Annotated in this window: 25 protein-coding genes; 16 read left to right on the forward strand and 9 right to left on the reverse strand. The window is 49.5% G+C overall.

What is annotated here, in order from left to right:
- Positions 1–258 precede the first annotated feature (258 nt).
- Positions 259–693, forward strand: coding sequence for an NfeD family protein (locus ACE3MQ_RS14670; protein WP_379393826.1), 435 nt, complete (start codon positions 259–261; stop codon positions 691–693).
- On the forward strand, positions 693–1,628 hold the full coding sequence (locus tag ACE3MQ_RS14675; protein ID WP_379393828.1) for an SPFH domain-containing protein: 936 nt from the start codon (positions 693–695) through the stop codon (positions 1,626–1,628). Before ACE3MQ_RS14670 ends, ACE3MQ_RS14675 begins: the two co-directional genes overlap by 1 nt.
- A 98-nt stretch (positions 1,629–1,726) precedes the next feature.
- Here the strand turns inward: ACE3MQ_RS14675 and ACE3MQ_RS14680 are convergent, their stop codons facing one another.
- Together ACE3MQ_RS14680 and ACE3MQ_RS14685 are read right to left on the reverse strand one after the other, a co-directional pair.
- Complete coding sequence (locus tag ACE3MQ_RS14680; protein WP_379393830.1) at positions 1,727–2,398, reverse strand: PspA/IM30 family protein; 672 nt, start codon at positions 2,396–2,398, stop codon at positions 1,727–1,729.
- Positions 2,399–2,464: 66 nt separating this feature from the next.
- The gene (locus ACE3MQ_RS14685) at positions 2,465–2,710 is read right to left on the reverse strand and encodes a PspC domain-containing protein (RefSeq protein WP_379393832.1); all 246 of its coding nucleotides are present in this window, start codon (positions 2,708–2,710) and stop codon (positions 2,465–2,467) included.
- 273 nt (positions 2,711–2,983) lie between these two features.
- On the opposite strand from ACE3MQ_RS14685, the gene ACE3MQ_RS14690 reads away from it, so the two are divergent.
- From ACE3MQ_RS14690 to ACE3MQ_RS14700, 3 genes are all read left to right on the forward strand, one after another.
- Positions 2,984–3,541, forward strand: coding sequence for a flavodoxin family protein (locus ACE3MQ_RS14690; protein ID WP_379393834.1), 558 nt, complete (start codon positions 2,984–2,986; stop codon positions 3,539–3,541).
- A 222-nt stretch (positions 3,542–3,763) separates the two neighbouring features.
- Positions 3,764–4,501 (forward strand): glycerophosphodiester phosphodiesterase, encoded by a 738-nt coding sequence (locus ACE3MQ_RS14695; protein WP_379393836.1) that lies wholly within the window; start codon positions 3,764–3,766, stop codon positions 4,499–4,501.
- 4 nt (positions 4,502–4,505) lie between these two features.
- Positions 4,506–5,744 carry an SLC45 family MFS transporter gene (locus tag ACE3MQ_RS14700; protein WP_379393838.1) on the forward strand — a complete coding sequence of 413 codons (1,239 nt, stop codon included), beginning with the start codon at positions 4,506–4,508 and terminating at the stop codon, positions 5,742–5,744.
- Positions 5,745–5,820: 76 nt separating this feature from the next.
- Here ACE3MQ_RS14700 and ACE3MQ_RS14705 read toward each other — a convergent pair whose 3' ends face one another.
- Both ACE3MQ_RS14705 and ACE3MQ_RS14710 read right to left on the reverse strand, forming a co-directional pair.
- Positions 5,821–6,612, reverse strand: a complete 792-nt coding sequence (locus ACE3MQ_RS14705) for a YcnI family copper-binding membrane protein (RefSeq protein ID WP_379393840.1) — start codon at positions 6,610–6,612, stop codon at positions 5,821–5,823.
- Positions 6,613–6,657: 45 nt separating this feature from the next.
- Positions 6,658–8,391: a copper resistance protein CopC gene (locus ACE3MQ_RS14710; RefSeq protein WP_379393842.1), complete on the reverse strand. Its 1,734-nt coding sequence runs from the start codon at positions 8,389–8,391 to the stop codon at positions 6,658–6,660.
- 227 nt (positions 8,392–8,618) lie between these two features.
- Between ACE3MQ_RS14710 and ACE3MQ_RS14715 the strand changes: the two genes are divergently transcribed.
- The 6 genes from ACE3MQ_RS14715 to copZ all read left to right on the forward strand — a co-directional run bounded on the left by ACE3MQ_RS14715 (position 8,619) and on the right by copZ (position 14,322).
- A complete protein-coding gene (locus tag ACE3MQ_RS14715; protein ID WP_379393844.1) occupies positions 8,619–9,596 on the forward strand; it encodes a diaminopimelate dehydrogenase in 978 nt (325 codons plus the stop codon).
- Between the two features lie 469 nt (positions 9,597–10,065).
- A complete protein-coding gene (gene qoxA, locus ACE3MQ_RS14720) occupies positions 10,066–11,007 on the forward strand; it encodes a cytochrome aa3 quinol oxidase subunit II (RefSeq protein WP_379393846.1) in 942 nt (313 codons plus the stop codon).
- Positions 11,008–11,067: 60 nt separating this feature from the next.
- Positions 11,068–13,011, forward strand: a complete 1,944-nt coding sequence (gene qoxB, locus ACE3MQ_RS14725) for a cytochrome aa3 quinol oxidase subunit I (RefSeq protein WP_379393848.1) — start codon at positions 11,068–11,070, stop codon at positions 13,009–13,011.
- Positions 13,008–13,604, forward strand: coding sequence for a cytochrome aa3 quinol oxidase subunit III (qoxC, locus tag ACE3MQ_RS14730; protein WP_379393850.1), 597 nt, complete (start codon positions 13,008–13,010; stop codon positions 13,602–13,604). Before qoxB ends, qoxC begins: the two co-directional genes overlap by 4 nt.
- A gap of 1 nt (position 13,605) precedes the next feature.
- Entirely contained in the window at positions 13,606–13,890 is a 285-nt protein-coding gene (gene qoxD / locus ACE3MQ_RS14735) for a cytochrome aa3 quinol oxidase subunit IV (RefSeq protein WP_379393852.1), read from the forward strand.
- Positions 13,891–14,121: 231 nt separating this feature from the next.
- Entirely contained in the window at positions 14,122–14,322 is a 201-nt protein-coding gene (gene copZ, locus ACE3MQ_RS14740) for a copper chaperone CopZ (RefSeq protein ID WP_379393854.1), read from the forward strand.
- A 118-nt stretch (positions 14,323–14,440) separates the two neighbouring features.
- Here the strand turns inward: copZ and ACE3MQ_RS14745 are convergent, their stop codons facing one another.
- Both ACE3MQ_RS14745 and ACE3MQ_RS14750 read right to left on the reverse strand, forming a co-directional pair.
- On the reverse strand, positions 14,441–15,085 hold the full coding sequence (locus ACE3MQ_RS14745; protein ID WP_379393856.1) for a hypothetical protein: 645 nt from the start codon (positions 15,083–15,085) through the stop codon (positions 14,441–14,443).
- 95 nt (positions 15,086–15,180) lie between these two features.
- Positions 15,181–16,632, reverse strand: coding sequence for an aminotransferase-like domain-containing protein (locus ACE3MQ_RS14750; RefSeq protein WP_379393858.1), 1,452 nt, complete (start codon positions 16,630–16,632; stop codon positions 15,181–15,183).
- 171 nt (positions 16,633–16,803) lie between these two features.
- Here ACE3MQ_RS14750 and ACE3MQ_RS14755 point away from each other — a divergent pair, with 171 nt between their 5' ends.
- Together ACE3MQ_RS14755 and nfsA are read left to right on the forward strand one after the other, a co-directional pair.
- Positions 16,804–17,412: a LysE/ArgO family amino acid transporter gene (locus ACE3MQ_RS14755; protein ID WP_379393860.1), complete on the forward strand. Its 609-nt coding sequence runs from the start codon at positions 16,804–16,806 to the stop codon at positions 17,410–17,412.
- Positions 17,413–17,490: 78 nt separating this feature from the next.
- A complete protein-coding gene (gene nfsA, locus ACE3MQ_RS14760; RefSeq protein ID WP_379394088.1) occupies positions 17,491–18,234 on the forward strand; it encodes an oxygen-insensitive NADPH nitroreductase in 744 nt (247 codons plus the stop codon).
- A 25-nt stretch (positions 18,235–18,259) separates the two neighbouring features.
- On the opposite strand, the gene ACE3MQ_RS14765 is transcribed toward nfsA, so the two are convergent.
- Complete coding sequence (locus ACE3MQ_RS14765) at positions 18,260–19,039, reverse strand: TatD family hydrolase (protein ID WP_379393863.1); 780 nt, start codon at positions 19,037–19,039, stop codon at positions 18,260–18,262.
- Positions 19,040–19,276: 237 nt separating this feature from the next.
- Between ACE3MQ_RS14765 and ACE3MQ_RS14770 the strand changes: the two genes are divergently transcribed.
- The 3 genes from ACE3MQ_RS14770 (at position 19,277) to ACE3MQ_RS14780 (ending at position 21,201) form a co-directional block, all read left to right on the forward strand.
- Positions 19,277–20,284, forward strand: coding sequence for an EAL domain-containing protein (locus tag ACE3MQ_RS14770; protein WP_379393865.1), 1,008 nt, complete (start codon positions 19,277–19,279; stop codon positions 20,282–20,284).
- Positions 20,285–20,559: 275 nt separating this feature from the next.
- The gene (locus ACE3MQ_RS14775; protein ID WP_009223993.1) at positions 20,560–20,760 is read left to right on the forward strand and encodes a cold-shock protein; all 201 of its coding nucleotides are present in this window, start codon (positions 20,560–20,562) and stop codon (positions 20,758–20,760) included.
- Positions 20,761–20,967: 207 nt separating this feature from the next.
- A complete protein-coding gene (locus ACE3MQ_RS14780; protein WP_379393867.1) occupies positions 20,968–21,201 on the forward strand; it encodes a cold-shock protein in 234 nt (77 codons plus the stop codon).
- A gap of 125 nt (positions 21,202–21,326) precedes the next feature.
- Here ACE3MQ_RS14780 and ACE3MQ_RS14785 read toward each other — a convergent pair whose 3' ends face one another.
- Together ACE3MQ_RS14785 and ACE3MQ_RS14790 are read right to left on the reverse strand one after the other, a co-directional pair.
- Positions 21,327–22,097, reverse strand: a complete 771-nt coding sequence (locus tag ACE3MQ_RS14785; protein WP_379393869.1) for a response regulator — start codon at positions 22,095–22,097, stop codon at positions 21,327–21,329.
- Between the two features lie 25 nt (positions 22,098–22,122).
- Positions 22,123–23,280 (reverse strand): sensor histidine kinase, encoded by a 1,158-nt coding sequence (locus ACE3MQ_RS14790; RefSeq protein WP_379393871.1) that lies wholly within the window; start codon positions 23,278–23,280, stop codon positions 22,123–22,125.
- Positions 23,281–23,428: the final 148 nt, after the last annotated feature.

Below are 23,428 nucleotides of genomic sequence, written 5' to 3' on the forward strand. Positions count from 1 at the left end.
TTTATAAATAAGACAGCTTGAAGGGGATTCCTTCATAGCTGTCTTTTCCCTTCATATAGAGCTTTTTAAGACGAGAAACAGGAAGAAATTAACTGTGAATTCAGCATGATTTTGGTATTCTTGAAAATAAGGGTAAATAGGGAGAGCATTTTCTCTATTGCTTGCTAAGTATTTGCACAATAGGGTTTTAATTCTTGATACTTTTTGCCTGGAACGCCGTATATACTATTATAATTGCGGAAAGGTGGTGTATCGGTAATGCATGCATGGGTGATTTGGCTGATTGCCGCCGGAATATTGCTAGTGCTTGAAATGATGACGTTGACCTTTTACCTTCTTTGGATCAGTATTGGGGCGGCTGTGGCTGCATTGGTTGCCTGGATTGCTCCGGATGCTTTCTTGCTCCAGGTCATTGCCGGTTGTATAGTCGCTCTCGTGTTGACGGCATTTACGAAACCGTTGGCAAAGAGACTTAGGGCGTCCAAGGGGTATGAGGATGCAGGTACTGAATTGGTTGGAAAACAGGGAGTTGTAGTTGAAGCGATTGAGCCTGGTCAGTACGGCATCGTAAAGATCGGGGGAGATACGTGGAGCGCCACATCCACACAGTTAATTGGCAAGGATGAGCTGGTGCGGGTAATGAAACGAGGAAGTACCATTATCGAAGTAGAAAGATGGGAGGAATTCTTTTAATGGAATGGGCGATTATTGTCATTATTGTCGTTGTTGTATTTGTCTTCATTTCACTTACAGTCAAAATCGTACCTCAGCAGCGGGTCGGAGTCGTAGAGCGGCTCGGTAAATTTCACCGCTTGCTGACGCCGGGTCTGAACATATTGATCCCGGTTATCGATCACGTTCGGGTAAATCACGATTTGCGGATTCAACAAGCCAATGTTCCTCCGCAAACCGTAATCACGAAGGATAACGTGCAGGTTCAGATCGATACGATTATTTTCTATCAAGTCGTAGGGCCTGAGCAAGCCACGTACGGTATTTCTGATTATGTATATGGGGTTCGCAACATCTCGACCGCAACGATGCGTCAAATTATCGGTAAGCTGGAGCTTGATGAAACGTTGTCCGGCCGGGAGAAGATCTCTACGGAAATTCGTATAGCCCTCGATGAAGCTACCGAGAAATGGGGCGTACGGATTGAGCGGGTTGAGGTTATCGACATTAAGCCTCCGCTAGACATCCAAGAGGCGATGGATAAACAAATGAAGGCCGAGCGGAGCAAGCGGGCGATCGTTCTTGAGGCGGAAGCGGCGAAGCAAGATATGATTCTTCGCGCAGAAGGGGATAAGCAAAGTAAGATCCTTAAAGCCGAGGGTGACAAGGAAGCCCGGATTCGTGAAGCGGAAGGTTTGCGTCAAGCCCAAGAGCTCGAAGCGCTCGGGGAAGCTAAGGCGATTCAAGCCGTTGCTGAAGCCGAGAAGGCAAGAATCCAATTGCTGCGTGAAGCCGGCTTGGATGAGCAGGTGCTTGCTTACCGTTCCTTCGAGGCATTGACGGAAGTGTCCAAGGGAGCAGCGAACAAAGTGTTCATCCCATCCAATGCGATCGAAACGCTGGGCAGTATCGGCGCCATTGGCGAAATGTTCAAGGGCAAAGAAGGCAAGAAATAATTTATATTCACATAGAGAAAGCACTCCTTTTCGCAGGAGTGCTTTTTTGTCGTGTTTTAATTTATAAAATTTCCAACCCGGCTATCATTGGTGGGTATTTATTGATCCTTTTTGGAAGATAACTGATCCTTCAGCCGCTGCAGCTCCTCGTTTACGGCAGGGTCATTGTCGTGATTCATTGTGCTTGCCGAATCGAAAGGACGGTATCCGGATTTCGCCATGCCTGCCTCCCATTCGGAGATTTTTTCTTCCATGCGTTCAAATCCTCTTGCTGCTGCACCGCTATAGGTGCCTTGACTGAAATTCACGCATTCTGCTTGGCTAGATTGCTCTACTTTGCGAGCGCGCTCCGCCAGCTCTTTGCGTTTTTCTTTCAAACGAGCCAGCTCTTCCTTCGCTTCCTTCAAGCGCAGCTCCAGCTCAAACACCTGGCTCTCCGCTTGCTTGGCATTTGTCGAGAAATGCTCCGCCTGATCCTCGTAATGGATTTTGGCTATAGCTGCACGACGGGCGGCTTCCTCATTGCCAGCTGTTAAAGCTTCCAAGGCTTTTTGCTCCTGGAGCTGGGCATTGTGTGCAGCATCCTTGCTTTTCTGTTCATTCATTTTAACAGCTGCTTGCTGGTCGCGAAGCAGAGTCTCTTTAGCCGCAATGTCCTCTTCCAGGTTTCTTAAGTATTGGCCTGTCATTAGGATAGGATCTTCCAATTTATTCAGTACCTCGTGAATAGTTGCTTTTGTTAAGTTGGACAGTCTATTCAATATGCTCATGTTCAGGACTCCTTCTCGTCTTATTATTTTTAATTGCTTGAATCATTTATAGGGTTAAAAATTTTTTTAGAATTTCGAGTACTGCTCGTCATAACCGTAGTCGTTAAAATCGTAGTGCATGCCGCCGGCAGGCTCCTTAGGCACAATCAAGCTTGCGATCAGGTAAATCGCAACGACGGTACCGAAGCTGCAAATGGCCGCGATTAACGCGATCAGTCGAACTACCGTGGAATCTATGTTGAAATAGCGGGCAATTCCTCCGCAGAGACCGGAAATTTGCTTATCTGTTCTGGAACGATACAATTTTCTCATCTTACACCACTCACTTTCATATATTGTCATCGGGATGCTGCAATCCGTTGTTTATGGCTTTATTTTATCGGTTTTCCCAGAGAAGCATAACGGGCTGGGGACGGTATTTGACCTGGACCATAGTCGGGCTGCTTCCTCGTCAGAAGGTGGGGGCGGTGAAGCGGAGGTTATCCTTGAGACGTAAAAATGTTCGACAAAGCCGCTTTGCCAACAGAGAAGAGCTCGATATGGAACGACAACGAAAAACATATTGAATGTGAGGGAGTGGAAGTTATGAGTATTGTGGTTTTGCATGGAAGCACAAGAAAGGGCGGCAATACGGAAACACTGACTAGCGTGGCGATGGAGGGGCTGGATCGAACAGATATTTTTCTCAGAGACAAGAAAATCTTGCCGATTCATGACCAAAGGCATGATGAGGGCGGCTTTGATCCGGTAGACGATGATTATGACGGCATCATTAGCGAAGTGCTGCAGCACGATATACTCGTGTTTACAACTCCAGTCTATTGGTATGGGGCTTCGGGAATATTGAAAAACTTCATCGACCGCTGGTCGCAGAGCCTGCGTGATTCGCGGTACGATTTCAAGGCAGCTATGGCGAGCAAGAAAGCATATGTTATCGTCGTCGGAGGAGACAATCCGCGGATTAAGGCGCTGCCGCTCATTCAGCAGCTGAAATATACCTTCGATTTCATGGGCATGCCGCTGGAGGGCTACCTGGTTGGGCAGGCAAGGCGGCCCGGTGACATTACAAGTGACTTCAGGGCGCTAACAGAAGCGCAATGGTTAAACCGCGTGCTGAAGAAGGAGAGCGAAAGCGGCAGTTGAGAGGATGAGCGCATAAGATAACGGCGGATTGAACAGCGCCTTGAATTGCTCGTGTTCAGGAGACTCAGATGGGTGGATGGACATAGGCGAGTTCAGGGCGCTTTAAGACCCGCTCCCGAATTTTATTTTCCCGCATTATATAGATTTAACATTGCAGGATTATGATAGTCGTATGGTTAATTATATGAAAAGTAAAAGCAAGCAGGGGGGCGAAAGGTGATTATGGCTCAAGTGATAAATTTTGCGCATCGCGGTGCGGCGGGGCATTGTCCCGAGAATACAATGATCGCTTTCAGGCGTGCTCTGGAGCTGGGAGCGAACGGCATTGAGACGGATGTGCAAATGACGAAGGACGGGCATCTGGTGCTGATCCATAACGAAACGCTGCAGCATACAACGGGCTCGCCGGAGTGGGTCAAGGATGTGACGCTGGCGGAGTTGTCGTCGAAGGAGGCAGGCTCGTGGTTCCATGAGGATTTTCGGGGAGAGAAGATCCCTACTTTAGAACAGCTGCTTGAGCTCGTCAAGCCATTGGACACGATCATTAATTTGGAGCTGAAGAACGGGCTCGTCCGCTATCCTGGCCTTGAGAGAAAAGTGATTGAGATGGTTCGCCGTTTTGGATTAGCCGAGCGCGTCATCATTTCCAGCTTTAATCATTATTCATTAGTTGAATGCAAGCAAATCGCCCCGGAGATTCGTACCGGCATTTTGTATATGGAAGGGCTATATGAGCCCTGGAATTATGCGAAGCGCATCGGCGCCGACGCATTGCATGCTTTTCAGTACGCTGTAATACCTGAACTGGTAGCCGCTGCCTCCGAGCATGGCATGCCCTACCATCCTTTTACGATCAATGAGCAAAGTGAGATGAAAGCATTGATCCAGGCAGGCGTGGCGGGGATTATTACCGATTATCCCGACCGTTTGGCCGAGCTGTTGACAGCCGAAGGGGGCTAACGGCATGAGAAAAACGTGGCTGCTCGGTCTCGGCTTTTTTAGTATCAGCATTACGTGGGCATTATATAATGCGTTTGTACCGCTCTTTTTGGACAATTATTTAAAAAGCGCGGCCATGATCGGCTTTATGATGACAATCGATAATTATTTTGCCATGTTCCTGCAGCCGTGGATCGGTCATCGCAGCGACAAGACGCGAAGCAAGTACGGCCGAAGAATGCCTTATTTGCTGATCGGCATGCCGCTTGGCGCCGTGTTTGCCACGTTGATTCCTCTACATACGGGTTTTGTGACCCTCGTTATTTTTATGGTGCTCATGAACCTCTCTATGAGCATATTCCGCTCGCCGACCGTGGCGCTCATGCCGGACATCACGCCGGAGAGCAAGCGTACGAAAGCTAACGGTGTGATCAACTTCATGGGTGGGCTCGGTTCCATTCTAGCCTTTGGGATCGGCTCGCCGCTTTATAAGGTGGCACCTTATTTGCCATTTCTGTGCGCGGGTCTGATTATGCTGATCTCGATGGTCATCCTGAAGAGCTTTATTAAGGAGCCGGTGCTCCTTGCCGGTTATGGCGGCGGCAGCGGCAATCCGTTTCGTAAGCAAGAGCCGACCCAACATCCGATACGGATCAAAGACCAGCTCGACCGCACCACCTTGTTCATTTTGGGAGCAATCTTTTTCTGGTTCGTGGCCTATCAGGGAGTCGAAGCCTTATTTACGCTCTATGGAACAAAATATATCGGCATGAGCGATAATGAAGCAGCCTTTTCTTTAACATTTTTCTCGCTGGCGTTTCTTGCGTTTGCGCTCCCCAGCGGATGGCTTGGCGCCAAATATGGCAAGAAGCGAATCATTGCGATCGGCGTGCTGGGCTTATTCGTCATATTCGGCTCGCTTGTGTTCGTCCAGTCCGTGCTGCTGCTGCGGACACTGCTTATTGTAGGCGGATTGTTCTGGGCTTGCATCAATATTAATTCGTACCCGTGGATTGTAGCGACAGGCAGGGAGGAGAGCATCGGGACGAGGACGGGGATTTATTATTTTGTCTCCTCGCTCGCTGCGATCAGCTCTCCGCCAGTGCTTGGATTGATCATCGATCAGTTCGGTTATCCGGCGCTATTTGTAAGCGCGTCGCTGGGTATGCTGCTGGCATCGCTCTGTCTGATTGGAGCCGGCACAGAGAACCGAACCTCCGGTAAAGATCCTATAGATCAAGCGCCTCAAGCTATAAGCGAATAATGCTCGTTGTCCAAACGGAATATAAAAAACTCGGCACCCTCGTCGTCGTTTGACGTCAGTGCCGAGTTTTTTGGCATTAAGCGGACTTTTTCGTGCTGCGAATCGTAATGCCTAAGGCGATGAGCGAGACCAGCAGCGCTGCTGACGACAGCAGGATCGTCCATGTATTCGCGGCGCTTGATCCAGGCGCGGAGCTTTCTTGTGCCGTATCCGAAATTGCGGCAGTGGTTTCGGCAGCTTGAGGATCATTGCCCGAACCATTTTCGCCCGCATGATTTTCTTCCCCTTCATGCTCCGAGCTGCTGGCAGCCGCCTGATCATGATCGTGATCGTGACTATGCTGGCTCGCGCTATCCGCGCCCGCTGGCTGGGAGGTGACTTGCGTGATAGAATGCGGTTTTTCGCTTCCCTCGCCACCCGTCCACTCCACAATACTGCCATCGCTGTAATACTGGAAGGCATCCCAGGCTAATTCTGCATCGCCATCCGGATTTTTGGCCACAAATTCAAACTGTTGAAACTCGCCGGGCAAAATGCCTTCACCCTCAGCCGTCCAGGTAACGACAGTAATTCTGTCCGAGCTGTCTTTAGTAAGCTCTACCTTCCAATCCGGGATGGCGCGATATTGTTTAAAGTCCAAGCCTTCAGGTATTTTCAGGGCTACTTTGACCGTGGGAATTTCCTTCTCGACGGGAACCTTGATCGTATAGGTCTCCCAGGCTCCGGGGGCTGTCGAACCTGGCTTAACCGTGACGTGTGCGCTGGCGATTCCGGCAAATAGCAGCAGGAATGCAGCCATCGCTGGAACCAGAGCCATTGTTTTAGTAAGCATGGCGGAAAGGTGTTGAAGCTTTTTTTGCATAGCCATTAAATCTCCTTTGTATTTGTTATTTTTTATTATTCGGTGCGGTGCCTACTTCTCGGTGCCTACTTCGAAGGCGAAGCGGCTATCGATGGTTTCCAGTGAGGACAGCAAAATATGCACGTGAAGACTCCAGCGTCCGCCCATCGATATGAGCCCATTTCCAGTTAGCGGTACTGATTCGCCTTTAGGGAGGACGAACTCGATCGTTCCCATGTCCATGCTGAGAGAGGTCAGCGTTAGCGTAATTTGCTCGATATCGTGAAGCGGCTTCTGGTCGTGATCGTGGACAGTCACTTCAAAATTGTTCTGACCGATAACATTCGGGGTCACTTTCACGGCTACATGGTAGCCGTCCGGTGTCGTACCCTTTAGGTGGACTGGGCCGGGGCTGGACAATGCTGTCGGCATGTTGGACAGGATGGCGGCGACAACGAGCACGATCAGCCCAATGCCGAACTCCAGCCAGACTCCCGCTCCCAGAGGACGGGACTGCTTGCGGCCGCGCAGAAACGCAGAGAGGCCAAGGATGAGCATGATCAGCGTAAGACCTGCCTTTATGAGCAGAACAAGGCCGTAGTTGCTGTTCAGGAGCGCGTGCCAGGTAGGTACATAGAGCAGGCCCGCATAGATCCCCGACGATAGCAAAATGATGACGCAGCAGGCAGCGAGAATGGAGAATCGCCGGATCGTTTCCCAGTAAATTTGATTTTTAGAGTCTGGCTTATCCCGTAATGCTCGAGCAGCAGCCGGCAGCAGACAAACCAGCGACAATAACCCTCCGAGCCACATAAAGGAAGAGGCCTGGTGCAGGAAGTTCATGGCGATAGCCATGCTTTTTTCGTTCGCCGCAGCGGCATGGCCGATAAACGATTTGGCCAGCAAAATGCCGAGAGTGATCATGAGTGCGATGACAGTTCCCCAGCTCGCTAACAAGCGGCTTCGTTCGGCAAAGACTGCGAGAACCACGGTGAGTCCTGCCAGCAGAAGGAGCAGCACCATTTCATACAGCCATGCATTTCCAAACGAAGTGAGCTGAAGCGTATCCTTAAGTAATGCAGGATTCCAAGCCTGGCCCCAGGGAACTCCGGCATCGCTCGCTGTCTGCTGCGGCAAGCTTAGCCCAATGCCTGCCGCGGCTAGGATGAGGGAAAGCATGAGCAGCCGCTTGCTGTGCTGCCAAACCGCTGCCGAAGCTTTCTCGCTGCGGCGCGGCAAGAGAACCAGGTGAAAGAGAAGCGTACCCATGTACAGCGCCAGGCCGCTGTATTGCAGCCAGCGTACGAGAAGAAGATCTGTACCTGGCAAAGCGCGGCCTCCGCTGCTGCCCGGCTCATTTGAAGCAGTCGTGTTATGCTTGGCTGCTTCGTCTCCGATGATGAAAGGGAACGTACCCGTTACCGTATGACCATCGCTGGACAGCACTTTGTAGTTCACGGTATAAATACCGTCAGGGAGATTTGGCCGCAGCTCTGCGAGCAATGTGGCCGAATTTCCCCCATCGATTCTGGATTCACCGCTGACGGCCTGCTGACCCGAGGGATCGGTAACTTGAATCGAATGAAAAGCGTTTTCGATCGGTTCGTTAAAGGTAATGCTGATGGAAGTAGGCGCATCCTGTAGTACTTCGTTCTCTCCCGGGGTTGACGTTACAACGTAGGCGTGAGCGGATACGGAGGCGGGAAGCGAGAGTAGAAGGCAGCAGAGTATGAGTGCAGTTAACGCTCTAGGTGCCAATCGTTTTTTCAACGAAGAGATCACCCCTTTGTTTTTTTGCAATGACATTTTTCACAACAACCCCCATTTTACAGTCGTTTTTCTTCGGAGGATATGACCATATCGGGCTATAAAAGAGCGACTAAAAACGGCAAATTTGACATTTTTGTGAATTTTTTTTGAGGCGTACCTATAGCAACAGTGAAGTAATGCCTAACTTATGAGGCTAAAGATTTAAAAATGACCCATAGTAAGATAAAATAATGAAGATCTAATTTTGAAGGAGGATACGTAAAGTGGCATCGAACATCAAAGTGGGTATCGTAGGATATGGGAATTTAGGACGCGGCGTGGAAAAAGCAATCAAGCAAAACCCGGATCTTGAGCTCCGCGCAATTTTTTCAAGAAGAAACCCGGACGATGTGGCGGCAGCTAGCGGTGTCGTACATATTTCCGAGTTGGAGAAGTATAAGGGCGATATCGACGTGTTGATTCTTTGTGGAGGTTCGGCCACGGATCTTCCGCAGCAAGGGCCGGAGCTGGCCGCCATGTTCAATACGGTAGACAGCTATGACACACATGCAAAGATTCCCGAGTATTTCGAGAAAGTAAACGCATCGGCCGTTAAAGGGGGAAATGTAAGTGTCATCTCTACCGGCTGGGATCCAGGTCTGTTCTCCTTGAACCGTTTGCTTGGACAAGCTATTCTTCCTGAAGGCAAGGAGTATACCTTCTGGGGCAAAGGCGTAAGCCAAGGGCACTCTGACGCGATTCGTCGCGTGAATGGCGTTAAAGGCGGCGTTCAGTATACGATTCCGGTTGAAACGGCCGTTGATCGCGTACGCAAAGGGGAAAACCCGGAGCTGTCCACGAGAGAGAAGCATATGCGGGAATGCTACGTTGTCGCTGAAGAGGGCGCGGATCAGGCACAGATTGAACGCGAAATCAAGGAAATGCCGAACTATTTCTCCGACTATGATACGACGGTTCATTTTATAAGCGAAGAAGAGCTGAAGGCGAATCATTCCGCCATGCCGCACGGCGGGAATGTGCTGCGGAGCGGCCGTACAGGAGAGAACAATACGCAAATTATCGAATTCGGCTTGATGCTCGACAGCAATCCGGAATTTACGGCAAGTGTTCTTGTTGCCTACGCCCGAGCGGCTTATAAGCTGTCGCAAGCGGGTGAATCCGGGGCCAGAACGGTCTTTGACATTCCTTTTGGATTGTTGTCCCCTAAGTCGCCAGAACAGCTTCGCAAAGAATTGCTGTAGGCAGACTGACGTATAGATTGATTACGGCTGACCGGTATCCTGATTTGCAGGATGCTGGTTGGCCTTTTTTTTTATCCGGTAGTAGAGAGTTAGCAAGTATTTAAGCTCGAGAGGAGCTTGAAACGGTGTGAATGTATGTGATTTTAGTTACAAAGTACCTTGATCATTATGACAATTCTGCGAACTCCGGTACTGCAAACGGCCATTGTGAACAATTATCAAAATCGCCGAATTTGGCGTTTTTTGAACGAATACGGCTGAATATCGGCTTTAAAGGGGTCGAGGGAAGCAGTGATGATGCCATCATATGTAAAATTATTACATAATTGCCTTTCTCTATGGTTTGTTTTTATTTTTGACGACTCCTAACATTATTCTTAGTTGTAATACTTAAGTTCTCACGAGTACGATTTGGCACGCTGCATCATCATTGTGAAAGCTTACTGTTTAGAAAGGGGTAACGGAATCTATGAAAAGAAGAGGGCTGCTGTTAATCGCATTTTCAGCGCTGCTTGTCTTCCTGTCCGGCTGCAGTACTCTTACGGTATTGGATCCGAAGGGACCGGTGGCCAAGACTCAATCCGACGTCATTATATTCTCCATTATTACGATGGCGCTTATACTACTCGTCGTCTATGTGCTTTTTGTTTACATGCTTACCAAATACAGAGCTTCGAAGGCTGCTCCGGATTACGAGCCACCTCATGATGAAGGGAAGACGTGGCTTGAAATTACCTGGACTGCGATTCCGTTAGCGATCGTCATCATGCTTTCCGTTGTTACGATTCGCAGTACGAACGAGGTTGAGGCTGTACCTAAAGATTATCAAGATCAGGAACCAATGGTTATTTACGCTGCTTCCTCCAACTGGAAATGGCATTTCAGCTATCCAGAGGAAGGAATCGAAACGGTCAACTATGTTAATATCCCGACGTATCGTCCAGTCGAGTTCCGTCTGTATGCGTACGGGCCAATTACCAGCTTCTGGGTGCCTCAGCTCGGCGGTCAGAAATATGCGATGAGCGATATGGTCACGAAGCTGAATCTTGTTGCCGAGCACGAGGGTTCCCTTGTGGGCAAGAATGCGAACTTCTCCGGTGAAGGCTTTGCCCATATGGAATTCGAGGTGCTGGCGATGAACCAGAAAGAGTACGACAAATGGGTGGATGAAGTAAAGAGCACGGCTACCGAATTAACACAGGAAGAATTCCAAAGCTTGCTTGATACGAAGCATGTCGGCAGAAAAACGTACTCATCCACACACCTAACGTTCTTACCGCCTCCTGAGGGTGAGCACGCCGGACATGATCACGGCGATTCTGGAACGGCCAAATCGGAAATGGATCAGTTCGACATGGATCATTTCGAGACGGATGGCGCTGAGACGGATCACTCCGGGCATAACCATTAAGCAGGCGATGACGAGCAGAACGCTCGCAAGGCAACTAAGAACTGGAAAGGAGTAAGCTAAATGAAATGGGACGAATTTTTCGTCACGGGCGAGCCGATGATTTACGGCGCAATGGTCGCTATTGTCCTTGTGTCACTCGCTATTGTTGTCGGCCTTACCTACTTTAAGAAATGGGGATACTTGTGGCGTGAATGGCTAACGACCGTTGATCATAAGAGAATCGGCATTATGTATATCATCTCTGCCCTCATCATGCTATTCCGGGGTGGGGCAGACGGCCTCATGATGCGTGCGCAGCTTGCTGTACCGGAGAACGGGATTCTGGACAGCCAGCACTATAATGAAGTCTTTACGACTCATGGAGTCATTATGATCCTCTTTATGGCGATGCCATTTATTATCGGGTTAATGAACGTTGTCGTACCGCTTCAAATCGGAGCAAGGGATGTAGCGTTTCCGCGCTTGAACGCCGTCAGCTTCTGGCTCTTTTTCTTCGGAGCGATGCTGTTCAATATTTCGTTCGTGATCGGCGGCTCTCCAGACGCTGGCTGGACGGCTTACTTCCCGCTATCAAGCATCGAGTTCAGTCCGACGGTAGGGAATAACTATTACTCTATTGCGCTGCAAATTGCCGGACTCGGTACGCTGATGACCGGGGTTAACTTTATTGTTACGATTCTCAAAATGCGCGCTCCAGGCATGACGTTAATGCGTATGCCGATGTTCACATGGTCGATTCTGGTCACTTCCGTTATCATCGTATTTGCGTTCCCGGTATTGACGATCGCGCTTCTGCTGATGATGCTGGACCGGCAGTTCGGCTCTCAGTTCTTCACGATGGCCAACGGCGGGATGGATATGCTCTGGGCCAACTTGTTCTGGGTATGGGGACATCCAGAGGTATATATCGTCATTCTGCCCGCATTCGGTATATTTAGTGAAGTCATATCCACGTTTTCACGCAAAAATCTGTATGGTTATAAATCGATGGTATTCAGTATGGTCATCATTTCGCTCTTGTCCTTTCTCGTGTGGGCTCACCACTTCTATACGATGGGACACGGCGCTATGGTTAACGGCTTCTTCTCCGTGACGACGATGGCGATTGCCATCCCGACCGGGATTAAAATATTCAACTGGCTGTTCACGATGCAGAAAGGCCGAATCGAGTTTACGACGCCGATGCTGTATGCTCTCGGTTTTATCCCGATCTTTACGATCGGTGGAGTGACCGGCGTTATGCTGGCGATGGCGAGTGCGGATTACCAATACCACAACACGATGTTCCTGGTAGCCCACTTTCACTACGTATTGATCCCTGGTACAGTCTTCGGGGTTCTCGCGGGAATGTACTATTGGTTCCCGAAACTGTTCGGCTTCCGTCTGAACGACAAGCAGGGCAAACGGGCATTCTGGGTTATTGTATTGAGCTTTAACGTAACGTTCCTGCCGCTCTTCTTCCTGGGATTAAAAGGAATGACGCGCCGGATGTACACGTATTCCGCCGAGACGGGCTTTGGCCCGCTGAACTTGATCGCCTCGATCGGTTCCATCGGTCTGGCTATCGGATTTGCTTTACTCGTTCACAACATTTACTGGAGCTTCCGCTACGCGCCGAGAGAGACTAACGGTGATCCATGGAATGCAAGAACACTGGAATGGAGTACGCCGAGCCCTGTGCCTCATTACAATTTTGCGATTATGCCTAAAATTGAGAGCCGCGATGCGTTCTGGATGGCGAAGAAGGCAGGCAAATCCCTGTACAATGAGGAATACAGCGACATTCATATGCCTAACAACAGCGGACAGCCGTTTATTCTCGGGGTAATCTTCATGTTCTTCGGATTCTTCATGGTCTTTAACTGGTGGGTAGGGGCTGTGATTGGAGCCCTTGGCATCTTCATTATGATGATAGTCAGATCCTTTGAACGCGATCACGGACATTATATTCCTGTAAAGGAAATTGTGGAGACCGAACAACGATTGCGGGGTGAACAGGTATGAAAATAGATCATTCAGTACCGCTGGAATATAGTACAGAGGAGAACAAAAACCGCATCCTTGGTTTCTGGGTATTTCTCGGGGCAGAGATTGTCATGTTCTCCACGCTCTTCGCTGTATATTTCACATTGTGGAATCGTACGGGTGACGGGCCTACGGCGAAAGAGATTTTTGAAATCGGACCGGTGCTTATTGAGACCTTCCTGCTTCTGACGAGCAGCTTTACAATCGGTTTGGCGATCAACAGTATGCGGCAAGGCTTGATGAAAGCGACGATGGGATTTTTTGCAGTCACTTTATTGCTTGGCCTTGGCTTCCTGGGCGTCGAGATATTTGAATTCGTTACGTATGTAAACGAAGGCGCGACGCTGCAAACCAACGCATTCATGTCCAGCCTATTCACGCTGCTTGGCCTCCATGGGGCCCACGTTACGCTTGGATTGGTTTGGGGCGGCGGGCTTATGCTGCAAATGAAGCGTGAAGGCTTCACGCCGGATACGGCGAACAAGTCGTTCATCTTCTCGTTGTACTGGCACTTCCTTGATGTCGTCTGGATCTTTATCTTCAGCTTTGTATACTTGAAAGGATTGATGTGACATGAAAAAACTGTTCCCGCTTCAACACGTCATGGGATATGTCTCTTCGCTGATCCTTTCGGTCGTTGCGCTGACCGTTCTGTTCTTCGATATGTCCTTCGGGATGCAAATGACGGTTTTGCTCGTTTGTGCGATCATTCAAATGTCAGTTCAACTGTTCGTATTCATGCACATCGGCGAGACGGGTTCGAAGATGTCGCTATATGCTAATATCGCTTACGCGTTGTTCGTAGGCTTGGTGACGGTTTTCGGTACTCTGTTTACGATGATCTGGGGATATCAATAAGCGAATAGGCTAAGCTTAGTCCAAGCTTGATTTACTCTAATGAAAATCACTCTGAAGGAAGGACGGGAGTCCTGAGGTCAGGGTGATTTTTTTGGCTTGGGACATCTTTACATACTATGCGGGGGTATATTATGATACATCTATGAGGAAAGAGTACCCGCGTGACAGAACCGAGGGAGAACGTGCCTCGTTGCGTGGACGATGATCTAAAGTCAAGGGGAGGAAAAAGTGATGCAAACTGTTACATTAAACGTAGAAGGCATGTCCTGCAATCATTGCGTGAGCTCTGTAGAGGGTGCGGTATCCAAGCTGGGGGCAAGCGCCAAGGTGGATTTGTCCGCGAAAAACGTCACGGTGAGCTATGATGAGAGCAAGCTCAGTGTAGAGACGATTAAGGAAGCGATTGAAGAGCAGGGCTACGACATCGTATAAATGAAGCAAGCTGTCTGGAAGCAAAGGAAGTCTTTGTTTTCAGGCAGCTTTTTCTTTTAGAAGCGAATAAGTGATTCGAAAATATTTTGGCAAGGGTGTCGAAGTCGAAGTACTTTTCCTAGCTAATCCAGGTGGTTGCTGTCTCTGTGACCTTCCAGGCTCCGTCTTCCAGCGTTAGCTTGATGTTTACACCAATAGCTCCGTTACCGGATCTATACTTTATGCCTTCGATAACGGCACCGTTCTCGCTGATGTCCACCTTATCGACCTTAAGCAGTACTCCATCTAGAATCATGTTGTTATCCCGGAGATTCTCGCTCTCCTCAAGCTGCTCGAAGGTGGCGTCTTTAACCTCGACGGCAAATTTGCCCATATATTGTTCAATGTATTGCTTATCTTCCTCTGTTAAATGGGACAGTACGCTGAAATCAATCGCAATATATTTCATGTTTTCATTTAAAGCTTCATCCATAGGCATCATCGCTTCAAAGGCCAAACCGTATAGCTGACCCGCGCTGCCGTCTACGCTGGCATACAACTCTTGTTCTCCATCTGGTTTTTGTTCTTCGTCATTTATTCTAACCCGCTCCGTATCTACTGGATCCTCCCCGGAGTCAGTTCCGGGATTGACGGGATCTGGAGGCTGATTGGCGACTGCGGATTTTGGATCGTTAGGCTTGCCGCTGAATTCATTATTATCCGCACATCCTGTAATTAGCAGAACTATGGCGATGACGCAGGCACTGCTTTGTAGAATACGCATAGAATGACCCCTCCCATCTGTATAAACGAATCCAGCGTCACAATAGTTGCTTGTCCTATTGGAATAATTTGGAGAAATATGTTATTGAATATATATCAGGATGAAATAGATTTGATAATCGCCGCTAGACGAGCAAGGCTGTACTCCATTTCTTCAAAGGAGGCAAAAGCGTAAGAAAGACGTATATATTGGTTCGCCTCCCTGTCGTACAGATGGCCGGGATTGATCAGAATGTTCTGGCGAAGAGCTTGGTCGAACAGCGTTCTTGCCGAGAGCTGGGAATGCAGCTTCAACCAGATATAGAACCCGCCGGCGGGGGCGTCCCAGCTCGCTATGCCTTTAAAATATCTGTCCAGGCAGCCCAGCATTGCGTCACGGCGCTCTCTTAATTGATGCCGAACCTGCTCCACATGCTGCTCGTACATCCCGCTGCCAAGCCATTCTGCGGCTACTTGCTGCGATAAGGCGCTTGAGCCGTAATCGCTTTGCATCTTGATATCTGCTAGGCGCTCCAATACGGGCTGAGGGCCAGCGATCCAGCCGATGCGCAATCCCGGGCTAATCGTCTTCGACATACTGCCGAGGTACAGGATATTTCCAGTTGTGTCCTGTGCCTTGAGTGGGCGGGCTGGCGGAGCATCGAGCCACAAGTCTCGATATACGTCATCTTCAATCACCGGCAGTCCGCTGGCTTCGGTGGCTTCCATCAGCCTTCTGCGGCGCTCCTCGCTCATCATCGTACCCGATGGATTATGAAAAGTAGGTATCGTGTACAACAAGGAGGCGCCGAATTGTTTCGCATAAGCACCAACCAAATCAGTCCGTATGCCATCACGATCCATTGGAACGCCTCGAAGCTTCATGCCGGCGGATTGGAATACGGGGACGGAGTACAGGTAGGAGGGACGCTCTGTCAGTACGGTAGAGCCTCGTTCAAGCAACCCTACGGCTATTAGCTGCAGCGCCTGGAGTGCGCCGGAGACGATGAGCACGGAAGCAGGGGAGACCGCGATACCGAGCTGCTGGAGCCGCGCTGCAAGCAGCTCTCGAAGCGAAGGCTCCCCCATTGGCTCGCCGTACCCCAAAGAGGGCGTCCGATCAGCTACACGGCGGAGCAGAGCGCTCGTCTCCCGATGCGGCAGCAGGTCGGGTGACAGCTCCCCTGTTCCGAGCCGGACGATGCCGGGAATAAATTCGGCGCGGTTAATCTCTTGCACGGCGGGCAGATTGGGCCGGTGTATGCCGGATTTGACGTATGCATCCCAATTTGTGGGAGGCGTTGAGGCGAGCGCTCCCCAAGTATGATTGATCACCCGGGTTCCGCCGCCCTTACAGCCTGCTAGCATCCCTGCGGCGGTTAGCTCATCTAATGCGCTTATGACCGTGCTGCGGTTGACGTTGAAGGCTTCGGCTAATTTACGCTGCGAGGGGATGCGGGTGCCTACGGGCCATTCGCCGCCGATGATTTTATCCCGAATATATTGCGTTATTTGAACATGCAGCGGAGTAGCCGACTGCCGGCTAGGCTGCCATTTTGGTTGATCCATGAATTAAACCTCCGATTGGATAGAAGAACAGGTGTACCAGGTACCCTATAAAATAATTATAGTTCTATTATATAATTTGGCTGGTTTGCAATCCATCCAAATGGCTGGAGCCAAATCCATTCCTCTGCTCTACAATGAGATCAGCAGACTTGAAAAATGGAGGAATCATGAATGTGGGAAGCATCGATTTATGGATTTGTACTAGCATTTGGATTGATACTGCCGCTGGGCGTGCAGAATGTATTTATATTTAATCAAGGGGCGGCCCATCCCAAATTACGCCATGCTCTGCCTGCGGTGATTACAGCAGCCTTGTGTGATACATTGCTTATTTTGCTTGCGGTGGCTGGGGTGTCCCTTGTTGTTCTAACGATAAACTGGTTGAAAACTTTACTGTTTATCATCGGCGCTTTATTCATGCTGTACATGGGCTGGTCGATTTGGCGCAGCCGTCCCGAGCTGCCTGTCGTTGGTGAAGCTCATCTTACGGCGGGTAAACAAATCGTGTTTGCTGTATCGGTATCGCTGCTTAATCCTCATGCGATTATGGATACGATCGGGGTCATCGGGACGAGCTCACTCCGATTTGAAGGGCTGGAGAAGGGTCTGTTTACCGCTGCTGCCATCGGTGTATCCTGGACTTGGTTCTTTGGGCTGTGCTGGGCGGGGCGTCTCATTGGCGGTTTAGATTCGAGCGGAAATGTATTGAGGCATATCAATAAGCTGTCGGCAATCATCGTGTGGGCCATGGCCGGATATATTATAATCCAGTTGTTATGACAGAAGCCTGGACGTATTCAATGAAAAAGGAGAGAAAAAGCCATGCAAGACAAGAATTCAATGGAGGCGATGAAGTCCATGAATGAGACGCTCGCCTTGCTGCTCAATCACCGTTCCATTCGCAAGTTTACAGACCAGCCTCTAACACGTGAGCAGGTCGAAACGATTGTTGCGGCCGGACAAGCGGCCTCGACTTCAAGTAATGTTCAAGCGTACAGCGTTATTGCCGTTACGGAAAAAGGACTTCAAGAGGAATTGGCCCGTTTAAGCGGCAATCAGGCATATGTGCATAGCTGCCCTGTTTTTTTGGTATGGTGTGCTGAGCTGTCGAGGCTAAAAAAAGCAGCGCAGCAACACCGCCCCGGCGAGGAAACCTACGAAGGCTCGATGGAAAACTTGATCGTAGCGACCGTGGATACCGCTTTAGCGGCCCAGAACGCAGCGATTGCTGCAGAATCGTTAGGACTCGGCATCGTATATATTGGCGGCATTCGCAACCAAAGCACTGAAGTTGCTAGTCTGCTCGGCTTGCCGAAGCTCGTTTACCCGCTGTTCGGCATGTGTGTTGGATATCCAGATCAGCAGCCTGCTCTTCGTCCGAGGCTTCCCCAGGAGGCGGTTCTGCATTGGAACGGCTACGATGCCTCCCGCTCGGAGAAACATGTCCGTCAATATGATGAGATCATGGCGGCATATCTTCGCGAAAGAACCGCAGGAGCTAAAGCTACGCCTTGGTCGGAGCTGATGGCGGACAAGCTGGCTCAGCCTTCGCGCATGCATATGGGGCAGTTTTTGCGTGATCGTGGCTTTGGCACAAAGTAGAGAAGACGCAGCCTTCTCTAAATTCTTATATCCCGTAGAAACGCCGTGTATTCTTGCGCAGCTGAAGGCAAGCCTCCTTCGGATCAATTTCCCGGATAGCTGCCCAGGCGCCGGCGACATGCAGCACCATGGGCGGCTGAGTGAGCTGCCCCTCGAATATGCTCTTGAACGGCCAGGGGCCGTCCGTCTCGACCATTACTTGGTCGGCAGGATATGTATGCGCCAGCTCGATAATTTCTGCTTCATACAGCAGGTCGGGGGTAAAAGAAATATAGTATCCTTGTTCAGCCATTCTTTGCGTTGTTTGCTTCGTGCCTTTAAACCAGTGAAAATGCGCTTTGCGAATATCGTAATGCTCCAATAAATCACAGGCGAGATCGGCATCCTCGTATACAGCATGGAGTATGACCGGCTTGTCATGCCGTTTGGCGAAGCTGAGAAACTGCTCCAAAAGCTCTATGTAGGCATTCATATTGATGGAGGTGCCTTCTTTGGCCGATTGCCGGCGTAAATAATAAGGCAGCCCGATTTCCCCGACAGCGATCATATCATCGATATGGAGCTTCATCCAGAATAGCAGGCGGCTGATATCCTCTGGGGAAGGCAAAGGATTTTCCGGATGAAAGCCAAAGGCAGGGTGGACAATGCCAGGATATTGCTTCGCGAGGGTTAGGTTCGCCTTTGACGACTCCAGGTTGGTAGACACCGACACAAGCCCTTCGATACCGTTAGGCTGCAAATTTTTAATTAATCGATCTATCGCTGCATCCTCGTATTGGTCAAGGTGAATATGGGCATCAATCATGTTAGTCAGTTCCCTCCTTATTTGCATAGGCACTATTCATGAAGCTCCAAACTGTGATCCATGTATATACCTAATCAGATCCATCATAGCATTTGTCCGTCGGATCGAGTCCCGATTATACTCAAAAAGAGATCAAGGTCACGCTAGAGAGACAGCAGGACATGGTATAATTTTCACATATTTCCATTGAACTAAACGTCGAACCAGTGTTCATCTATGAAATCAAGGAGGATTGCTATGATCTTCTGCAACGGCAGTGCCCAATCGGCGCTTGAGGACCGAGGGTACGTTAGGTTTCGTCCATTCTCAGAATCATTTATAGCTCATATGCAACATATGGGATATCGCTCGCAACCGAGCTTCCCGGACTGCCAATTTTCGTATCGATCGAAGGATGAATTGCTGCTTCTGCTGGAGTGTACTCGCAAATATAATTTTATGTGCGGGGAGAGCCTCTGTGCATCCCTGGCGAGTGAAGGGAGCAAGCAATCTTCCCTGTGGCTCGGCGTATGTCAAATGGAAAGCCGCATAAAGAATAATGATGTTCTGGGCGTAATCGTCGAAAAACGGTTCGAAAACCACATTCAGCCGATTGTTAATGCTGATGAGAAGATTGTTGGCTATGAGTTTTTGCTGCGGCCCTCCTCCAAGAAAAGACCGTTTAGTCCCCTCGAACTGTTTGCGATTGCTCGCGAGAGCGGGCTGCATTCCTCCCTTGACCAGGCGGCAAGGCTTTCGGCCATTGAGACGAGTGCACATCATTTGCCCGGGGGAATCAAGAGGTTCATTAACTTTTTGCCCTCATCCATCGAACATCCGTGCCGGAGCCTGAATGAGACCTTCAAAAAAATTGAACAGCTTGCTTTGAATGCGTGCGATTTTGTATTCGAAGTGGTGGAGACGGAGCGAATTCGGCAGATTTCTCATTTGCAGCATATATTTGAGGTGTGCCGTGGCCATGGGATATCCATGGCATTGGACGACGTAGGGGCAGGATTCTCCTCGGTGGAGGAAATGTCCCGGCTTCAGCCTGATTATGTGAAGATTGATCGAAGCATAGTGAGCGGCTGCAGAAACGATGCCCACAAACAGCGGCAAATCAAAGATATTATTGCGCGCGCCATTGACTTTGGCGGAAAAGTACTCGTAGAAGGCGTTGAGCAGCGGGAGGATTTTGAATTCTGTCTGGATAGCGGTGCCGTTCTCGCGCAGGGATATTTGTTTGGCCGGCCGGGAAAGCCATGAAGAGCATAGGAACTGCAACGACATGAATAATATTCCTATTTTGGGTAAAATATATAATCTGTATCAAGAGGGCTCGATGGCCCTCTTACCGAAATTTTACAGTTCATTTGCTTTTTTCCTTCGAGAGCGTTATAATATCAATAGTTGATTAAAGTGATACAGTATTGATATTCACACGTTGAAAAGAGTGTCACCTTTTGAGATGGAGCTTTTTTCAATGTGTGAATTTTTTATGTAAAAATGAACATGTTAATTTTTTTTAGGAGGTACCCCTAATGGAAACTGGAACAGTAAAATGGTTTAACGCTGAGAAGGGCTTTGGCTTTATCGAAGTGGAAGGCGGAAATGACGTATTCGTTCATTTCAGCGCGATTACTGGCGAAGGCTTCAAGACTCTTGATGAAGGCCAACGCGTACAATTTAACGTTGTTCAAGGCAACCGCGGACCGCAAGCCGAAAACGTAGTAAAACTGTAATGCAGGCTAAGCTGCTCTTAACGGTTCCGTTAAGGGCAGTTTTATTAAAAATATAAGATCGTTTCAGCACCTAGAGCAGCCATCCTTATATCGCAAAGCAACTACCGTTAAAGGCGGTCTGTCTACTGTGAAAATACGTCGATAGACGTTTTTCTTTATTTTTGGGGATAGGGTTTCCCCAGCCTTAAAACCCGAAGGAGGGAAAACATGAATTACCGTAAAAAAACGTTAGAAGAAATTCCTGAGGAGAACACACCGGTATGGTCGTGTACGAGTGAGAGCTGCAAAGGCTGGATGAGGGATAATTTTGCGTTTGATTACACTCCGGTATGTCCTCTGTGTTCCTCTGCCATGGAGAAGGGGATGCGAATGCTCCCCCAATTGGTGAATACGAACTTGGATCAGAAGTCGCTGTCTAAAGGCGTGAAGATTGACCGTTAAGTCACCGACCCATAACGAAGCAGCTGTACTCCGTTGGAGCTACAGCTGCTTTTTTGTACTAAAGCTTCGACGGATTGCTCCGGCCGATAGGTGAATGATACGTGAAAACCGGATTGCCCTTGCGACTATAAGTTTTTCCAATATAAAATAGCGATTTGCGTTCGGTCGCGGACTTGGAGCTTGGCGAGAATATCGGTAATGTAATTTTTTACGGTGCCCTCGCTAAGGAAGAGCTTTTGGGCAATCTCTCTATTGGACATTCCTTCTGCAATCAAGGCTACGACGTTCTGCTCCGCCGTTGTCAGTCCAGCTTCCTTTAGCTTGCTCTGAAGTAAGTTTGCCTGCGGCCTGTCATCGGCAGAGGGAATAGACGAGCCGTCATTAGCAGCATAGGGAGCAGCACCCGCAGATAGCGGGGCTGAAGTCGAATTCTCGCCCCTGTCTGGGGGCCGGAGCATTCCGGTCAGCTTGCGGGCGATATCGGGATGAATGAGCATGCTGCCGCTATGTACTGTTTTGATCCCTTGGATAATTCGATCGGGCGGGATGTTCTTGAGCAGATAACCGCTGGCTCCGCTCTGCAATGCCTCAATAATGAATTCATCATCATCGAATGTAGTCAGGATCAGCACGGAGATCTGCGGGAAAAGCGCCTTGATCCGTTTCGTTCCTTCCACTCCATCGCACTCCGGCATGCGGATATCCATGAGCATAACGTCCGGCAGGCCAGCCTCCCTGTCCTGCAGCTTGTGTACAGCCTCCAATCCATTGCACGCCGTACCTATGACCTCAATATGCGGATCCATTCCAATGAGCAGAGACAAGCTCTCTCGAATGAAAGGATCGTCGTCTACGATAAATACAGATAAGTCCGTGTTCGCCATCGATTTCTCCATGATTATCACATTCACTCCTGCATGGTTATAAGACTTCTCCTTGGTGTGCGACAGGAAGCCGAGTCGTTACCGTAAAGCAAGGCTCCAGACTAACCTCCAGCCTTCCCCCAGCGATCTGGCATCGTTCCCTCATTCCCGTTATTCCTAAGCCGGTCGTATTGCCGCTATCCCAATGAAGCGGAGGCAATGCCCCATCATTGCTTACCACCATACAGACTTCGTCCTTGCTATAAACAAGCCTGATTTCAACCGCACCGGGTTGACCGTGCTTCAGCGCGTTGGTCAGGGATTCGCGTGCATTTTTATAAAGAATGATTTCCTGGCTCGGATATAAAGAATACGGCTGGCCCTCGACGGTCAGGGCGGTGCGAATACCGTTCTCTCTGCCGATTTCCTCGAGCATTATACCCAGCGCCTGAATACCAGCTTCCTCGGAGGGAGGCTTCAAACGGCGTACGGTGGCACGCAGCTCATCCAGCCCGGTTGACAACTGATCCCGAATTTGCCGAAGCAGGGTCATTCCTTTATCGGGATCGGTCGGAATCACATGCAGCACAGCTTCCATCATCATTTTCGCCCGGATGAGGCGATGTCCCAGATCATCATGGAGCTCGCGGGATATCCTTGTTCGCTCCTCGGCTTGAGCTGCTCCTTCCACCTGCTTGCTAAACAGCATCAATCGACGATTCGTTTCATCGAGCTCATAGTGCCGTCTCCGCAGCTCATCGTACATTTGCTGGATGGCGTCATTTTTGGCCATAAAATGCTGGAGATAGGCAAGGATAGCAGCCAGAAACAGCAGGAACAGAATCAGGCCGATTCTCCAGCTTGGCGGCTGGGACAGCATGGTGAAGTAAAGTGCCCCAAGATGAAGCGCAAACAGACTGATGCGCACGAATCTGCCAAGCAAGGACGAGTAGATGAACACAGGCGACAAAGCGGCCAGGCTGATCAGACCGCCATAGGTATAACAGAGCCAGGCTGAAGAGGCTATTAGCAGAAGACACCATATCGTCAAGTGAACGTTCGCCTTTAGAAAACGGCCCAAAGCAGCCAAGGTGAACAAGGCCAAAACATGAATGACATATCGTTCATAGGGAGGATTCTGCAGAAAAAAAATTTGAAAAAATCCCGGGATCAAAATCATTCCGTACATGAAGGGATGAAGCATAGGCCTCGCCATCGATCTCAACCCTTTGCCTCGATTTAAGATACCCTATTATAGCATATTGGCTATTGCTATCAGGATGTTGAAAGTGGTGACTTTCGTCATTTCTTATTGGTGACTATCGATACCTTACGGGTAAAGAGCGGCCTGCTACAATAATAGA

Source organism: Paenibacillus lentus (genome assembly GCF_042714055.1).
Lineage (GTDB): Bacteria > Bacillota > Bacilli > Paenibacillales > Paenibacillaceae > Fontibacillus > Fontibacillus lentus_A.

Coding starts and splice junctions, on each gene's coding strand:
- qoxC (WP_379393850.1), top strand. CDS start 13,008: ATGAAAATAGATCATTCAGTACCGCTGGAATATAGTACAGAGGAGAAC.
- qoxB (WP_379393848.1), top strand. CDS start 11,068: ATGAAATGGGACGAATTTTTCGTCACGGGCGAGCCGATGATTTACGGC.
- ACE3MQ_RS14780 (WP_379393867.1), top strand. CDS start 20,968: ATGAATTACCGTAAAAAAACGTTAGAAGAAATTCCTGAGGAGAACACA.
- ACE3MQ_RS14750 (WP_379393858.1), bottom strand. CDS start 16,632: ATGGATCAACCAAAATGGCAGCCTAGCCGGCAGTCGGCTACTCCGCTG.
- ACE3MQ_RS14785 (WP_379393869.1), bottom strand. CDS start 22,097: ATGGAGAAATCGATGGCGAACACGGACTTATCTGTATTTATCGTAGAC.
- ACE3MQ_RS14705 (WP_379393840.1), bottom strand. CDS start 6,612: ATGGCTATGCAAAAAAAGCTTCAACACCTTTCCGCCATGCTTACTAAA.
- ACE3MQ_RS14710 (WP_379393842.1), bottom strand. CDS start 8,391: ATGTCATTGCAAAAAAACAAAGGGGTGATCTCTTCGTTGAAAAAACGA.
- ACE3MQ_RS14790 (WP_379393871.1), bottom strand. CDS start 23,280: ATGGCGAGGCCTATGCTTCATCCCTTCATGTACGGAATGATTTTGATC.
- copZ (WP_379393854.1), top strand. CDS start 14,122: ATGCAAACTGTTACATTAAACGTAGAAGGCATGTCCTGCAATCATTGC.
- ACE3MQ_RS14770 (WP_379393865.1), top strand. CDS start 19,277: ATGATCTTCTGCAACGGCAGTGCCCAATCGGCGCTTGAGGACCGAGGG.
- ACE3MQ_RS14755 (WP_379393860.1), top strand. CDS start 16,804: ATGTGGGAAGCATCGATTTATGGATTTGTACTAGCATTTGGATTGATA.
- ACE3MQ_RS14695 (WP_379393836.1), top strand. CDS start 3,764: ATGGCTCAAGTGATAAATTTTGCGCATCGCGGTGCGGCGGGGCATTGT.
- qoxD (WP_379393852.1), top strand. CDS start 13,606: ATGAAAAAACTGTTCCCGCTTCAACACGTCATGGGATATGTCTCTTCG.
- ACE3MQ_RS14765 (WP_379393863.1), bottom strand. CDS start 19,039: ATGATTGATGCCCATATTCACCTTGACCAATACGAGGATGCAGCGATA.
- nfsA (WP_379394088.1), top strand. CDS start 17,491: ATGAATGAGACGCTCGCCTTGCTGCTCAATCACCGTTCCATTCGCAAG.
- qoxA (WP_379393846.1), top strand. CDS start 10,066: ATGAAAAGAAGAGGGCTGCTGTTAATCGCATTTTCAGCGCTGCTTGTC.
- ACE3MQ_RS14685 (WP_379393832.1), bottom strand. CDS start 2,710: ATGAGAAAATTGTATCGTTCCAGAACAGATAAGCAAATTTCCGGTCTC.
- ACE3MQ_RS14675 (WP_379393828.1), top strand. CDS start 693: ATGGAATGGGCGATTATTGTCATTATTGTCGTTGTTGTATTTGTCTTC.
- ACE3MQ_RS14690 (WP_379393834.1), top strand. CDS start 2,984: ATGAGTATTGTGGTTTTGCATGGAAGCACAAGAAAGGGCGGCAATACG.
- ACE3MQ_RS14680 (WP_379393830.1), bottom strand. CDS start 2,398: ATGAGCATATTGAATAGACTGTCCAACTTAACAAAAGCAACTATTCAC.
- ACE3MQ_RS14745 (WP_379393856.1), bottom strand. CDS start 15,085: ATGCGTATTCTACAAAGCAGTGCCTGCGTCATCGCCATAGTTCTGCTA.
- ACE3MQ_RS14700 (WP_379393838.1), top strand. CDS start 4,506: ATGAGAAAAACGTGGCTGCTCGGTCTCGGCTTTTTTAGTATCAGCATT.
- ACE3MQ_RS14775 (WP_009223993.1), top strand. CDS start 20,560: ATGGAAACTGGAACAGTAAAATGGTTTAACGCTGAGAAGGGCTTTGGC.
- ACE3MQ_RS14670 (WP_379393826.1), top strand. CDS start 259: ATGCATGCATGGGTGATTTGGCTGATTGCCGCCGGAATATTGCTAGTG.